Raw genomic sequence first — 13,556 nt, 5'->3', positions numbered from 1 at the left:
AGGCCAGAACGGTTAAATCAGGCGGGCTGTAGACGCAGGCCAGGGCGCAATCCCTGGCCTTTTTTCTGGCGACTTAACAGCGGTCGACGGAGAACGCGATCACTTCGCTCAGCTGCGACGCCTTAAGCGCCAGCATCACAATGCGATCCACGCCCAGCGCCACGCCGGAGCATTCCGGCATGCCGTGCGCCAGCGCGTCCAGCAGATTAGTGTCAATCGGCTGCTGCGGCAGGCCAAGCGCGGCCCGCTTGCGGTTATCCTGCTCAAAACGCTGGCGCTGCTCGCGGCTGTCGGTCAGCTCACGGAAGCCGTTGGCCAGCTCAATGCCTTTGAAATAGACCTCGAAGCGTTCCGCCACGCGGTGATCTTCAGTGCTGATCTCCGCCAGCGCCGCCTGGCTGGCCGGGAAATGGTACACAAACGCCGGTTTCTCTTTGCCGATTTGCGGCTCCACGCCCGTGACAAACAGCAGCTGAAGCAGCGTGTCGCGGTCTTCCTCGCGGTTAGCCAAATCGCCCACGCCCAGCTTTTCCGCCACTTCACGCATTTGCGCTTTATCTGCCGACAGCGGATCCATCTCCAGATGACGCAGAAAAGCCTGCTGATAGGAGAGCGTTTCCGCAGGCGCGCACTCCAGCACCTGCTGTAGCAGATCGTCCACCTCGTTCATCAGCCGGTACATATCGTAATGCGGCCGATACCACTCCAGCATGGTGAACTCAGGGTTGTGATGGCGTCCCGCTTCCTCATTACGGAAGCAGCGGCAAAGCTGGAAAATCGGCCCGCTGCCCGCTGCCAGCAGCCGCTTCATATGGTATTCCGGGCTGGTCATCAGGTAGAGATCCAGCCCCTGCGCCGCACCCGGCCCGACAAAACGCGTCTGAAAAGGAAACAGGTGGATGTCGGTTACGGTTGCCTGGCTCATCGCCGGGGTTTCCACTTCCAGCACCCCACGATCGGCAAAGAAACGCCGGATTTCAGCCATTATCGCTGCCCGTTTTAACAAGTTGGTGACGGGCGCGCTCGGCTGCCAGCTGGCCGTATCGCTCATAGTTTGTACTCCTCAGGGATCAGGGTGAAGCAGTCTACCCGAGGCGCTTCGTACAAACAAACCTGCGCCGGTAAAAAAAACGCGCGCCCGATACAGCGTCCACTGCGGAAAACGTTAACCCCTTAACATTATTGCCGTCATTTTTTCACCTGTTTGCCTGAGCATATCAATTTTACCCGCTACCGCCGGTTTTATACTGCTGTCTCCGTTAACCGAGGGTATCCCCTCATCCTTTCTATAACGGCCTGACAGGGAGAATATCGTGCAAACTTTTACTGCCGATCTGGTGATTGTCGGCGCGGGCGGTGCCGGGCTGCGGGCGGCCATCGCCGCTGCGGAGGCCCACCCCACGCTTTCCATTGCGCTGGTTTCAAAAGTCTATCCCATGCGCAGCCATACCGTCGCCGCTGAAGGCGGTTCCGCCGCCGTCACGCAGGCGCATGACAGCTTCGATCTGCATTTTCAGGATACCGTTTCCGGCGGCGACTGGCTGTGCGAACAGGATGTGGTGGACTACTTCGTGCAGCACTGCCCGCAGGAGATGGCCCAGCTGGAGATCTGGGGCTGCCCCTGGAGCCGTCGTGAAGATGGCTCGGTCAACGTGCGCCGCTTCGGCGGCATGAAAATCGAGCGCACCTGGTTCGCCGCCGACAAGACCGGCTTCCATATGCTGCATACGCTGTTTCAGACCTCGCTGAAATATCCGCAGATTACTCGCTTCGATGAGCATTTCGTTCTCGATCTGCTGGTGGATAACGGCGAGGCGCGCGGGCTGGTTGCCATGAACATGATGGAAGGCGCGCTGATAAAAATTCTGGCGAAATCGGTGGTGCTGGCAACCGGCGGCGCGGGGCGCGTCTATCGCTATAACACCAACGGCGGCATCGTTACGGGCGACGGCATGGGAATGGCGCTGCGTCACGGCGTGGCGCTGCGGGACATGGAGTTTGTGCAGTATCACCCGACCGGACTGCCCGGCTCCGGTATCCTGATGACCGAAGGCTGTCGCGGCGAGGGCGGCATCCTGGTTAATAAAGACGGCTATCGCTATCTGCAGGATTACGGTATGGGGCCGGAAACGCCGCTCGGCCAGCCCAAAAACAAATATATGGAGCTGGGGCCGCGCGACAAGGTGTCGCAGGCTTTCTGGCATGAGTCGCAGAAAGGCCGCACCATTCATACGCCGCGCGGCGAGGTCGTCCATCTCGATTTGCGCCATCTGGGCGAGAAAAAACTGCTGGAGCGGCTGCCGTTTATCTGCGAGCTGAGCAAAGCCTACGTCGGCGTCGATCCCGTTACCAGCCCTATCCCTATCCGTCCGACGGCGCACTACACCATGGGCGGTATCGCTACGGACGCCAGCTGTGAAACCACTATTCGTGGGCTGTTTGCCGTGGGCGAATGCTCGTCGGTGGGCCTGCACGGCGCTAACCGGCTGGGATCGAATTCGCTGGCGGAACTGGTAGTGTTTGGCCGTCTGGCCGGTGAAAACGCCGCCGTCAGGGCGCTGGAAAATCGTAACTTCGCCACCGCCGCGCTGGACGCCCAGGCCCGCGACTGCGAGCAGCGGCTGAAGGCGCTGGTTAATCAGCCCGGCGACGAGCGCTGGTCGACGCTGCGCGATGAAATGGGCATGACGATGGAGGAAGGCTGCGGTATCTACCGCACGCCGGAACTGATGCAGCAGACTATCGACAAGCTGGCGGAGCTGAAAGCGCGCTTCGGCCGCGTGCGCATCCGCGACAGCTCCAGCGTCTTCAACACCGAACTGCTCTATGCCATTGAGCTGGAGCACGGGCTGAACGTGGCGGAATGTATGGCGCACGCGGCTTTCGCGCGTAAAGAGTCGCGCGGCGCACACCAGCGTCTGGATGAGGGCTGCCGCGAGCGCGACGACGAGCGTTTTTTGCAGCACTCGCTGAGCTTTTTCAACGCGCAGGGCGCGCCGACCATCGCCTGGGGCGACGTCGTGATTACCCGGCTGCCGCCGGCGAAACGCGTTTACGGCGCGGAATCAGAACATAAGGAGGCGCAAAATGGCTGACCTGGCGCATTGCAACATTGCCATCCAACGCTATAACCCGGAAACGGATAAGGCACCTTACTTTGTCACCTACCCGGTTCCCTGGGACGAGCAAACCTCGCTGCTGGACGCGTTGGGATATATCAAAGACAACCTGGCCGGCGATCTGTCCTTTCGCTGGTCATGTCGCATGGCTATCTGCGGCTCCTGCGGCATGATGGTGGACGGCGTGCCAAAGCTCGCCTGTAAAACCTTCCTGCGCCACTATCCGCAGGGGATCCGCGTAGAGCCGCTGGCTAACTTCCCCATCGAGCGCGATCTGGTGGTGGATATGAGCCGCTTTATCGAGAGCCTGGCGGCAATCAAGCCCTGGATTATCGGCGATTCGTCGCAGGCGCAGAACGGCCCCAACCGGCAGACGCCGGCGCAAATGGCGCGCTACCACCAGTTTGCCGGCTGCATCAACTGCGGCCTGTGCTACGCCGCCTGTCCGCAGTTCGGGCTTAATCCGGAATTTATCGGCCCGGCCGCTATTACGCTGGCCCACCGCTACAACCTCGATAGCCGCGACAAAGGCAAACGCGCGCGAATGCCGCAGCTGAACGGCGATAACGGCGTCTGGCCCTGCACTTTTGTTGGCTTCTGCTCGGAGGTCTGCCCGAAACATGTCGATCCGGCCGCCGCTATCCAGCAGAGCAAAGTGGAAAGCGCCAAAGACTATCTGATCGCCAGCCTCAGGCCACAATAAGGAGTTGCCAGATGAGTTCTAAACGCAATGCTTATCACCGCCCGGTTACGGCCGACTGGTGGCGAAAAACGGGTTTCTATCGCTTCTATATGCTGCGCGAAGGCACGGCGCTTCCGGCGCTCTTGTTTAGCGTAGAGCTGATTTTCGGGCTGTACGCGCTAAAGCACGGAGCGGAAAGCTGGGCAGCCTTCGTGAATTTTCTACAGCATCCCGTGCTGCTGCTGTTGAACCTGATTGCGCTGGCCGCGGCGCTGCTGCACAGCAAAACCTGGTTTGAGCTGGCGCCTAAGGCGTCGATTATCGTTATTGGCGACAAGAAGCTGTCGTCCGGGCCGATTGTTAAAAGCCTGTGGCTGGCGATGGCGCTGATTAGCCTTGCCATGCTGGCCGCTGTTCTGCTGGTAAGGGAGGGATAATGAAAAATAAAAACCGTTCTGACGAGCCGTTGTTCTGGGGCATGTTTGGCGCGGGCGGCATGTGGGCCGCGCTGGTGTCGCCCGTTGTGGTGCTGCTGGCGGGTATCATGATGCCGCTGGGACTGGGCGCGCCGTCGGCCTTCAGCTTTGAGCGCATCCTTGGCTTTGCGCAAAGCTGGCCGGGCCGCCTCTTCCTTTTTCTGGCTATCGTGCTGCCGCTCTGGTGCGCGGTGCATCGGCTGCACCACATGACGCACGACCTGAAAATTCATCTTCCCGCCAGCAAATGGATTTTCTATGGCCTGGCCGCCATTTTAAGCATCGTCACCGCGATTGGCGTACTGACGCTTTGATAACCGGGCGGCTTCGGGCCGCCTGCGCAAAATGGCCTATACTTAAGCAGTTCAAACGCAAAGGAATCGCTTATGTCTCTCTGGAAAATGCTGGCCGCAGGCGCCGGCGCCCTTCTCTCTGTCGCCTGTACCACCACGCCGCCGAAAGGCGTCACGCCCATCGAAGGCTTCAACGCCGACCTTTATCTGGGCAGCTGGTATGAAATCGCCCGTCTGGATCACCGTTTCGAACGCGGCCTGGATCACGTGACCGCCACCTACAGCAAGCGCGACGACGGCGGGCTGAAGGTGATCAACCGCGGCTTTAACGTCAAAAAACAGCGCTGGCAGGAAAGCATCGGCAAAGCCTACTTTACCGGTTCGCCAAGCCAGGCGGCGCTGAAAGTCTCCTTCTTCGGGCCTTTTTATGGCGGCTACAACGTGATCGCGCTGGATAAAGACTATCAGCACGCGCTGGTCTGCGGGCCAAACAGAAACTATCTGTGGATTTTATCGCGCACGCCGCAGCTCGACGGCAAGGTAAAAGAAGAGCTGACGGCGAAGGCGCGTCAGGCCGGTTTTGACGTGAACAAGCTGATTTGGGTGAAGCAGGATTAATACCCTGTGAAGGCTGAAAACAAGAAGGCCGGTGTGCAAACACCGGCCTCTCTTTTACTGAGCGCTTCGCTGGATCGCTCGTCCGCCTGCGGACACGTCTTCGCCTACCCCACGGGTGGTATTACAGGCGGTAAGCGCAGAAGAGAGCACCAGAACGGAAAAGATCGCGACAATACTTTTCTTTAACATAACCAGTTCCTTTTAATTAGAAGTAAAGTACAGCGTGTTAAGCATAGTCGTAATTTCGCGAATGCGTCTGGCGAGGCGGAAAGGAAGACGGGAACTCAGCTGACAGTGTGTGAGATGACGCCGCCCGGGTGCCGGGCGTCTTTGCCGAAGCCGTGGAAAATATTGCGCTCAGCGCGCAGGCCGTTAGAGTGACAGCAATAAAAGAGGCGGTTTATGGGGCGGGAAAAAATAAGGGCCCGCGCAGGCAGGCCCATACCACTTATTTTACGCGAGAAACGTATTCGCCCGAACGGGTGTCTACTTTAATCACTTCGCCAATCTGTACGAACAGAGGCACTTTCACTACCGCGCCGGTAGAAAGTTTGGCTGGCTTGCCGCCGGTACCGGCAGTATCGCCTTTCAGGCCTGGATCGGTATCCACGATCTCCAGCTCAACGAAGTTTGGCGGCAGAACCTGAATCGGCTTGCCGTTCCACAGCGTCACGATACACTCTGCGTTGTCCAGCAGCCATTTTGCCGCGTCGCCAACAGTCTTCTCTTCGACAGGGTGCTGTTCGAAGGTTTCCGGGTGCATAAAGTGGTAGAACTCGCCGTCGTTGTACAGGTAGTTCAGGTTGGTATCTACTACGTCTGCGCCTTCGGCGGAGTCGGTAGACTTAAAGGTCTTCTCAACGCGAGTGCCGGTCAGCAGACGACGCATTTTCACACGTGCGAACGCCTGGCCTTTACCTGGCTTAACAAACTCGCTGGATTCGACGGCATAAGGCTCGCCTTCGAACATGATTTTAAGACCGGGACGGAAATCGTTGCTAGAATAAGTCGCCATAAAGGCCCTCTACAATTTAATACTGGTACTTAGCCAAAAAAATGGCACACATTGTAACCCTAAATACCCCTTCGCGAGAAGAATGGTTGCATCAACTTGCAGATGTAATCACCGACCCTGATGAATTATTACAGCTTTTAGGCCTTGATTCACATCCTGAGCTTCGGGGCGGCGCCAACGCGCGCCGTCTTTTTGCTCTGCGCGTGCCGCGCGCTTTTGCGGCAAGAATGCAAAAGGGCGATCCGCAGGATCCGCTGCTGCTCCAGGTGATCACCCAAAGCCAGGAGTTTATCGATGCGCCAGGTTACAGTACCGATCCGCTCGACGAGCAAAGCAGCGTAGTGCCGGGTCTGTTACATAAATATCATAATCGCGCGCTGCTGTTGGTGAAAGGCGGCTGCGCCGTCAACTGCCGTTACTGCTTCCGCCGTCATTTTCCCTATTCGGATAACCAGGGCAACAAGCGCAACTGGCAGCAGGCGCTGGAGTATATCCGACAGCAGCCGCAACTGGATGAAATAATTTTCTCCGGCGGCGATCCGCTGATGGCGAAAGACAGCGAGCTGGCGTGGCTGATAACCGAGCTGGAGCAGATCCCGCACGTGAAAAGGCTGCGTATCCACACTCGTTTGCCGGTGGTTATCCCTGCGCGCATCACGGCTGCGCTTTGCCAGCGGCTGGCAGAGACACGGCTGCAAACGCTGCTGGTCACCCATATCAATCACGCGCGCGAGATTGACGACGAGCTGCGGGAAGCCATGCGGCAGCTGAAGCGAGCGGGCGTCACGTTGCTGAACCAGAGCGTGCTGCTGCGCGGCATCAACGACAGCGCCGCCACGCTGGCGGAGCTCAGTAACGCGCTATTCGACGCCGGGATCCTGCCCTACTATCTGCACGTGCTGGATAAAGTCCAGGGCGCGGCGCACTTCTACGTTTCCGACGAGCAGGCGAGGAACATTATGCGGGAACTGCTGAGCCAGGTTTCCGGCTATATGGTGCCGAAGCTGGCAAGGGAGATTGGCGGTGAGCCAAGCAAAACGCCGCTTGATTTGCAGCTGCGTCAGCAATAAAAAAACAGGAGAAGCGGCAATCTTCTCCTGTCCGGGTAATCCGTGCTGCTAACGCCTCAGGGACACTTATAAACCTGACCGCTCATTTTGCTGTCCAGCGGCGCGAAGCTTGACCAGATGTTCTGCGTTGGGCTGGTTGCGCCGTAAATGACGTTGCCGCCCATTTCCGCCGCGCGATTGCGTAGATCGTTAGCCGCGCCGCGCAGAGAGCTGCTTTCACCGCCGCCTGCACCGCTCAGCCAGTTGCTTTGTGAGCCGGTCAGGTTGCCCAGCAGCTGACAGCTGCTTGCCGGTTGTTGGTCGGTGAAGGTGACGCGTTCACCTGCTGAACTCAGTTTGGTAGAGCTGCTACAGCCCGCCAGCAGCACCGCCGCGACAGAGAGCCCCAGCAAGACGTTAATCCGCATTTTAATCTCCATTATTATTAACAGACTCATCCGCAGATTAACATAAAATCGGCGATACGCCTGAACTTCTGCTGCGCCGATGAAAAAAAGAGTCGACGGGCATGGCAAAAGAAAGGGGAAAGCGCCTGCTTGATCATAAAATGCCAATATTAGTTTTCATAACTATCGCATTTTATATACATACCCATTGCAAGATGCCGTCGCAACCCGATGATGTTTAGGATTATTCTTTATAGCGTTGAATGCCGGTTTAATTTAATAAGAAAAGGGATGTTATTATAAATAAAATAAATCCTACCCACCACGCTTTATCCTTTATTTCTTAAGGCATCACAATGTTTTCAACACCGGTAATAAAAAAACTGAAACTCGTTGGCACAGGGTGCAGCTTATTAATTTTAACAAATTACTTACCTCTCGCCTTTAGCGCCCCTAATATAGTCAACATTAATAACGAGCATGTTTATATTTATACGCCGCAAAGCGAAGAAACCCTTTTTAACGTTACCAATGGCGGCAGCTTAACCATCAGCAACGCGGAAGCGGGGTTTACCCCCTCGCCGCAATCGCATCTGTTTAGCGATTCAACGCTGTCGTTGAACAGCAATGCGATCTTTTCAGGCGATATAGACAGCAATAACAGCCATATTATTTTTTCTGACAGTACCTATACCGGAAATATCAGGCCCGCTCTCCTCAGCCAGTCTGGGTGACATTTATATTAATGCCTCTGTCGTAAACGGCAGTATCAGGACCGGACAAAATAACCATAATAAAACGGTAACCATTAAGGACGACGTTTTTAATGGACAGGGACGAGTTTCCCCTTTATCTGTCTATAGCGGCAGCCTGATTGTTGAAAACAGTAAACTTAATAACCATAACTTTGCGGTGATGGATATCAGAAATACTGATTCCGCCATTTTGCAAAAGATTGATATCAACAGCACCAGTGATTATGCGGGCGCAATGGCGATAGGCGTCACCGGCATCCTGCTTCAGGATGTCGATAACGTTGATATTATGAATTCTGTTATTACCAGCGACGGAACGGCGATCAGAATGCGTAACAGCGCTGACGACGGCGTGCTGGACAATTTGTTTATCAGCAACTCCACACTGTCGGCTAAGGCAGCCTCGGCGCTCGAAGCCGCTAACAGCGATATGATCATTTATAACTCAACGTTAAATACCGCCAGCAACGGCGATGAAATAGCCTGTTATGCGGGGAGCGCCGCCATCAACGGCTGCGGGGCGTTGCATGTGGAAGGCGCTAATGTTTTCGTCAGTCAACACTCCGTTATCAACAGCAACAACGTTGGCGTATTTATAACGGGAGAAAATAAAACCCAGTTTGACGTCAGCGACTCTTCCATCAACGCACAGAAAGCCGTTTTCAGCGTTAACCAGGGTAATGCCGCCATCGCCCTCCGCAACAATTATTCGTCAGGCTCCCCTTCTGTCACCAGTAAAGAAGGTAAGCTGCTGGAAGCGCTTAATAATAGCCAGGTGGATTTCTCACTCTATAACATTTATGCCCGGGGTGATATTTTTGCGGATGACAGCAGCCGGGTGAACGTTCTTTTAAGCGGCGCCAGCCAGCTGGAAGGCAATATAACCGGTGTGGGTACGCTGGAGATCGGCCGAAGCGCGCAGTGGAAAATGACGGCGGATAATCACATTAAACAATTGTTATTTATCGGCGGCTCGATTCTGATGCCGGATGTTGACCCGAATGATAAATATCATACCTTAACGATCGACAGCCTCACCGGCGCCGGCCTGTTTGCGCTGAATACCAGTTTGCAGAAGATGCAGGGCGATATGCTCAATATTACCCGCGACCTCTATGGCACGTTTTTACTGCGCGTGGCGAACAGCGGTGCGGAGCCTGACGATCCAGACGCCATGCTCAAGGTAGTGCAGGGACCGACCAATACGGCGCTGTTTGCGCTGTATGGCGGGAAAGTGGATGCGGGCGTCTGGCAGTACGATCTGATCCAGAAAGATAATGCATGGTATCTGGCTAACAGCGCCCGGCCTGATGCACCCGATACGCCTGACGTGCCCGATACGCCCGATGCGCCTGATAACCCTCCGCAGCCTTCGCTTACGCCTTCGGCAGATGCCGTATTGAACATGGCTGCGGCGCCAGGGCTTATTTTTACTAACGAACTGCAAAACTTGCGTCAGCGTCGGGGCGATCTTCGTGGTCGGGAAGCCGGCGATGGCGGGCTCTGGGGCCGTTATCTTCACCAAAACACCCGGATAAACAGCGCGACGAGCCGCTGGAAGCTGGGCCAGAACGGCTTTGAACTGGGCGGTGATAAAGCCGTTGCGGCAGGACAAGGCAACTTGCTTGTCGGCGTAATGGCCTCCATCACCAATAATTCCGTCAGGGATGTTCGTGGCGGCAACAGCCAGATTGACAGCTACGGTATCGGGGCGTACGCCAGCTGGTTTGCCGATAGCGGCCTGTATCTGGATACGACAATCAAAATGAACCGCTTTAATAGCCGGCTGCACACGCGCATGAGCGACGGCGTGGCGGTCAGCGGCGGCTACAATCAGTACGGCCTGGGCGGCGCACTGGAGGGCGGCTGGCATATCGTACTGGCGGATGACTATTGGGTGGAGCCTTTTGCCAGAATGATGGTTTTTCGGGCTGACGGAAGCCAAATGACGCTGAGCAACGGCATGAGAGCGCAAATTTATCAGCCATCCCTGGTGCAGGCCGAAACAGGATTGCAGATGGGTAAACGCGTCCGGCTCGGTAAAGCCGTGCTTGATCCTTACCTGAAGGCCAGCGTAACGCACGGACTCGCCAAATCCGCTAAAGTCCGGCTGAACGATCGCTGGGATTTTAACGATGCCGCTAACGCCAGCGCAGGAAGCTACGGCGCGGGGATCGATATCAGCCTTGCCAGGGATGCTTCACTGTATAGCGAACTCACCTATCAAAAAGGGCGTGCTGTTGAATCCCCTCTGACCGCCAATCTGGGCTTTCGCATCGGATTTTAGGCATAAAAAAAACCTGCCATCGCTGGCAGGTTTTTTTTCTTACAGGGGCTGGGTGCCGACTTACATCATGCCGCCCATGCCGCCCATACCACCCATGCCGCCGCCTGCACCTAAGTCTGGCGCATCAGCTTTTGGCAGGTCAGTGACCATGCACTCGGTGGTGATCATCAGGCCCGCAACGGAAGCCGCGTACTGCAGCGCAGAACGGGTCACTTTGGTTGGGTCCAGGATACCGAAGTCGATCATGTTGCCGTATTCTTCGGTCTGCGCGTTGTAACCGTAGTTACCGTCGCCCGCTTTCACGTTGTTAGCGACCACAGATGGCTCTTCGCCTGCGTTAGAAACGATCTGACGCAGTGGGGATTCCATTGCGCGCAGCGCAACTTTGATACCCACGTTCTGGTCTTCGTTCTGGCCTCTCAGCTCGGACAGCAAAGCCGCCACGCGCACCAGCGCCACGCCGCCACCGGCAACCACGCCTTCTTCTACTGCCGCACGGGTAGCGTGCAGAGCATCTTCAACGCGAGCTTTCTTCTCTTTCATTTCAACTTCAGTTGCTGCGCCTACTTTCAGCACGGCCACGCCGCCTGCCAGTTTCGCTACGCGCTCCTGCAGTTTTTCACGATCGTAGTCAGAGGTCGCTTCTTCGATCTGCTGACGGATCTGCGTTACGCGGCCAGAGATCACAGACTCTTCGCCCACGCCATCGATGATGGTGGTGGTGTCTTTGTTGATCACAACGCGTTTTGCCTGACCCAGGTCTTCCAGCGTCGCTTTTTCCAGCTCCATACCGATCTCTTCAGAGATAACGGTACCACCGGTCAGCACAGCGATATCCTGCAGCATAGCTTTACGACGGTCGCCGAAGCCAGGTGCTTTAACCGCAGCCACTTTCACGATGCCGCGCATGGTGTTAACCACCAGAGTCGCCAGCGCTTCGCCTTCAACGTCTTCAGCGATGATCAGCAGCGGCTTGCTTGCTTTTGCCACAGCTTCCAGCACCGGCAGCATTTCGCGGATGTTGGAGATTTTTTTGTCAGCCAGCAGGATGAACGGTGATTCCAGCTCAACCGCACCGGTTTCCGGCTTGTTGATGAAGTAAGGAGACAGGTAGCCGCGATCGAACTGCATACCTTCAACCACGTCCAGCTCGTCCTGCAGGCCGGTGCCTTCTTCAACGGTGATCACGCCTTCTTTGCCCACTTTTTCCATCGCCTGAGCAATCAGGGTACCCACGCTCTCATCGGAGTTAGCGGAGATAGTACCAACCTGAGCAATGGCTTTGGAATCGGAGCAAGGAACGGAAAGTTTTTTCAGCTCATCAACCGCAGCGATAACGGCCTGATCGATACCGCGCTTCAGATCCATCGGGTTCATGCCCGCGGCTACGGCTTTCAGACCTTCGGTGATGATAGACTGTGCCAGCACGGTGGCGGTGGTGGTGCCGTCGCCCGCTGCGTCGTTCGCTTTAGAGGCAACTTCTTTCACCATCTGCGCGCCCATGTTTTCGAACTTGTCGTCCAGCTCGATTTCACGTGCAACGGAAACGCCGTCTTTGGTGATGGTTGGTGCGCCGAAGGATTTATCCAGCACTACGTTACGGCCTTTCGGGCCCAGGGTTACTTTTACTGCGTCTGCCAGTACGTTAACGCCACGGAGCATTTTAACACGAGCGTCGTTGCCAAATTTTACGTCTTTAGCTGCCATTATCAATATCCCTTAAATTCGTTTCGTTCAATGAGTTACGTAAATTACGCTTCAACAATTGCCAGAATGTCGCTTTCAGAAATGATCAGCACTTCCTGGTTGTCGATTTTCTCAGTTTTCGCACCGTAGCCTTCGCTGAAAATCACGACGTCACCGACTTTTACGTCCAGTGGCTTCACTTCGCCATTTTCCAGGATACGGCCATTGCCAACAGCCAGCACTTCGCCGCGGGTAGATTTCCCTGCTGCTGAGCCGGTCAGAACGATGCCACCAGCCGATTTAGATTCCACTTCTTTACGCTTGACGATAACACGGTCGTGCAATGGACGAATTTTCATTGATAGCTCTCCTTTGAGAAGTCCAATCAGTCATTTTGGGATGAATGCCGGGCTTCACTGGCACCGGCCTCGTGACGCAAGAGATAGGGACAGCGCCCGACCCTTTCAAGGGGTAAAAAATAAAAATTTTGCTTCTGCGTCACAACTGCACAAATAACAGTCAGCGAAACGGCGGATAAAAGAAAAGGCGGGTTGCCCGCCTTTCTGAAGATTACTGCCTGTCGTGCTTGTCGTCGTGTTCGATAAGCGTGGTGTCTTTACGCTCATACTCGCCGTCCACGGTATAGCCGCTGTCCGGCCCCGCGCCAGGCCCGCGCCAGCTACGCAGGTGCGGCATCAGCTTCAGCGTCAGGTGTTTTTGCACCGGCGGCAGCAGCAGCAGCAGGCCCAGGAAGTCGGTAAAAAAGCCGGGCAGCAGCAGCAGAAAACCGGCCAGGATCAGCGAGACGCTTTTTAGCATCTCTGCCGCCGGGCTTTCCCCCGCCGCCAGCTTTTGCTGCATCAGCATAAAGTTCTTCATGCCTTCGTTTTTCACCAGCGAAATACCGATGCACGAGCTGAACACCACCAGCAGCAGCGTCAGCAGCACGCCCATCACATGGGCGACCTGGATAAAAATAGTGATCTCAATCCAGGCGAGAACAAAAAGTACTAAAAACGGTAACCAGCGCACCGCAGTCTCCTGTCGGTTAGAGCCGCCATGCGCCAGGCATAGCGGCGAAAAAAGGATCGTATCGATTAAAGATGGGCATGTCGCCCCGTCTTTTCAACCGTCAGCGGAAAATTCCCTGCCGCCTCGTCAGATAAACA

General features: G+C 55.9%; 15 protein-coding genes. 8 read left to right on the top strand and 7 right to left on the bottom strand.

All coding sequences use genetic code 11. The features are described from left to right. Positions 1–73 precede the first annotated feature (73 nt). Positions 74–1,051, bottom strand: a complete 978-nt coding sequence (gene epmA / locus ACVWZ0_RS02845) for an elongation factor P--(R)-beta-lysine ligase (protein WP_253455919.1) — start codon at positions 1,049–1,051, stop codon at positions 74–76. A 262-nt stretch (positions 1,052–1,313) separates the two neighbouring features. Here epmA and frdA point away from each other — a divergent pair, with 262 nt between their 5' ends. From frdA to ACVWZ0_RS02820, 5 genes are all read left to right on the top strand, one after another. After that, entirely contained in the window at positions 1,314–3,095 is a 1,782-nt protein-coding gene (gene frdA / locus ACVWZ0_RS02840) for a fumarate reductase (quinol) flavoprotein subunit (RefSeq protein WP_253455921.1), read from the top strand. Continuing rightward, a complete protein-coding gene (locus ACVWZ0_RS02835) occupies positions 3,088–3,822 on the top strand; it encodes a succinate dehydrogenase/fumarate reductase iron-sulfur subunit (RefSeq protein WP_253455924.1) in 735 nt (244 codons plus the stop codon). The genes frdA and ACVWZ0_RS02835 overlap by 8 nt, the downstream gene beginning before the upstream one ends. 11 nt (positions 3,823–3,833) lie before the next feature. Then, entirely contained in the window at positions 3,834–4,238 is a 405-nt protein-coding gene (gene frdC, locus ACVWZ0_RS02830; protein ID WP_253455926.1) for a fumarate reductase subunit FrdC, read from the top strand. Next, positions 4,238–4,591, top strand: a complete 354-nt coding sequence (frdD, locus tag ACVWZ0_RS02825) for a fumarate reductase subunit FrdD (RefSeq protein ID WP_253455928.1) — start codon at positions 4,238–4,240, stop codon at positions 4,589–4,591. Before frdC ends, frdD begins: the two co-directional genes overlap by 1 nt. Before the next feature lie 72 nt (positions 4,592–4,663). Next, positions 4,664–5,188 (top strand): lipocalin family protein, encoded by a 525-nt coding sequence (locus tag ACVWZ0_RS02820; protein WP_253455930.1) that lies wholly within the window; start codon positions 4,664–4,666, stop codon positions 5,186–5,188. Between the two features lie 54 nt (positions 5,189–5,242). Here ACVWZ0_RS02820 and ACVWZ0_RS02815 read toward each other — a convergent pair whose 3' ends face one another. Together ACVWZ0_RS02815 and efp are read right to left on the bottom strand one after the other, a co-directional pair. Further along, complete coding sequence (locus ACVWZ0_RS02815) at positions 5,243–5,377, bottom strand: entericidin A/B family lipoprotein (RefSeq protein ID WP_034939964.1); 135 nt, start codon at positions 5,375–5,377, stop codon at positions 5,243–5,245. A gap of 259 nt (positions 5,378–5,636) precedes the next feature. After that, entirely contained in the window at positions 5,637–6,203 is a 567-nt protein-coding gene (gene efp, locus ACVWZ0_RS02810) for an elongation factor P (RefSeq protein ID WP_125290277.1), read from the bottom strand. A 41-nt stretch (positions 6,204–6,244) separates the two neighbouring features. On the opposite strand from efp, the gene epmB reads away from it, so the two are divergent. Next, positions 6,245–7,273, top strand: coding sequence for an EF-P beta-lysylation protein EpmB (gene epmB / locus ACVWZ0_RS02805; RefSeq protein ID WP_253455932.1), 1,029 nt, complete (start codon positions 6,245–6,247; stop codon positions 7,271–7,273). Positions 7,274–7,329: 56 nt separating this feature from the next. Here the strand turns inward: epmB and ACVWZ0_RS02800 are convergent, their stop codons facing one another. After that, positions 7,330–7,680, bottom strand: coding sequence for a DUF4156 domain-containing protein (locus tag ACVWZ0_RS02800; protein WP_253455934.1), 351 nt, complete (start codon positions 7,678–7,680; stop codon positions 7,330–7,332). Between the two features lie 335 nt (positions 7,681–8,015). Here ACVWZ0_RS02800 and ACVWZ0_RS02795 point away from each other — a divergent pair, with 335 nt between their 5' ends. Together ACVWZ0_RS02795 and ACVWZ0_RS02790 are read left to right on the top strand one after the other, a co-directional pair. Further along, on the top strand, positions 8,016–8,393 hold the full coding sequence (locus ACVWZ0_RS02795) for a hypothetical protein (protein WP_456783597.1): 378 nt from the start codon (positions 8,016–8,018) through the stop codon (positions 8,391–8,393). A 181-nt stretch (positions 8,394–8,574) separates the two neighbouring features. Continuing rightward, entirely contained in the window at positions 8,575–10,701 is a 2,127-nt protein-coding gene (locus ACVWZ0_RS02790; protein ID WP_253461140.1) for an autotransporter outer membrane beta-barrel domain-containing protein, read from the top strand. A gap of 60 nt (positions 10,702–10,761) precedes the next feature. Here ACVWZ0_RS02790 and groL read toward each other — a convergent pair whose 3' ends face one another. From groL to ACVWZ0_RS02775, 3 genes are all read right to left on the bottom strand, one after another. Further along, complete coding sequence (gene groL, locus ACVWZ0_RS02785; RefSeq protein ID WP_125290274.1) at positions 10,762–12,408, bottom strand: chaperonin GroEL; 1,647 nt, start codon at positions 12,406–12,408, stop codon at positions 10,762–10,764. Positions 12,409–12,452: 44 nt separating this feature from the next. After that, positions 12,453–12,746, bottom strand: coding sequence for a co-chaperone GroES (locus ACVWZ0_RS02780; protein ID WP_125290273.1), 294 nt, complete (start codon positions 12,744–12,746; stop codon positions 12,453–12,455). Between the two features lie 211 nt (positions 12,747–12,957). Beyond that, positions 12,958–13,419 (bottom strand): FxsA family protein, encoded by a 462-nt coding sequence (locus ACVWZ0_RS02775; RefSeq protein WP_253455937.1) that lies wholly within the window; start codon positions 13,417–13,419, stop codon positions 12,958–12,960. Between the last annotated feature and the right edge of the window lie 137 nt (positions 13,420–13,556).

The sequence above is a fragment of the Erwinia sp. TECH1 genome (assembly GCF_054057575.1).
Note: the sequence above shows the minus strand (reverse complement) of the source record. Positions and strands in the feature narration are given on the sequence as shown.

Bases quoted from the DNA above. Each gene is read 5' to 3' on its own strand.
- ACVWZ0_RS02790 (WP_253461140.1), top strand. From the start codon at position 8,575: ATGGATATCAGAAATACTGATTCCGCCATTTTGCAAAAGATTGATATC.
- groL (WP_125290274.1), bottom strand. From the start codon at position 12,408: ATGGCAGCTAAAGACGTAAAATTTGGCAACGACGCTCGTGTTAAAATG.
- epmA (WP_253455919.1), bottom strand. From the start codon at position 1,051: ATGAGCGATACGGCCAGCTGGCAGCCGAGCGCGCCCGTCACCAACTTG.
- efp (WP_125290277.1), bottom strand. From the start codon at position 6,203: ATGGCGACTTATTCTAGCAACGATTTCCGTCCCGGTCTTAAAATCATG.
- ACVWZ0_RS02795 (WP_456783597.1), top strand. From the start codon at position 8,016: ATGTTTTCAACACCGGTAATAAAAAAACTGAAACTCGTTGGCACAGGG.
- ACVWZ0_RS02835 (WP_253455924.1), top strand. From the start codon at position 3,088: ATGGCTGACCTGGCGCATTGCAACATTGCCATCCAACGCTATAACCCG.
- ACVWZ0_RS02780 (WP_125290273.1), bottom strand. From the start codon at position 12,746: ATGAAAATTCGTCCATTGCACGACCGTGTTATCGTCAAGCGTAAAGAA.
- frdC (WP_253455926.1), top strand. From the start codon at position 3,834: ATGAGTTCTAAACGCAATGCTTATCACCGCCCGGTTACGGCCGACTGG.
- ACVWZ0_RS02815 (WP_034939964.1), bottom strand. From the start codon at position 5,377: ATGTTAAAGAAAAGTATTGTCGCGATCTTTTCCGTTCTGGTGCTCTCT.
- ACVWZ0_RS02820 (WP_253455930.1), top strand. From the start codon at position 4,664: ATGTCTCTCTGGAAAATGCTGGCCGCAGGCGCCGGCGCCCTTCTCTCT.
- epmB (WP_253455932.1), top strand. From the start codon at position 6,245: ATGGCACACATTGTAACCCTAAATACCCCTTCGCGAGAAGAATGGTTG.
- frdD (WP_253455928.1), top strand. From the start codon at position 4,238: ATGAAAAATAAAAACCGTTCTGACGAGCCGTTGTTCTGGGGCATGTTT.
- ACVWZ0_RS02800 (WP_253455934.1), bottom strand. From the start codon at position 7,680: ATGCGGATTAACGTCTTGCTGGGGCTCTCTGTCGCGGCGGTGCTGCTG.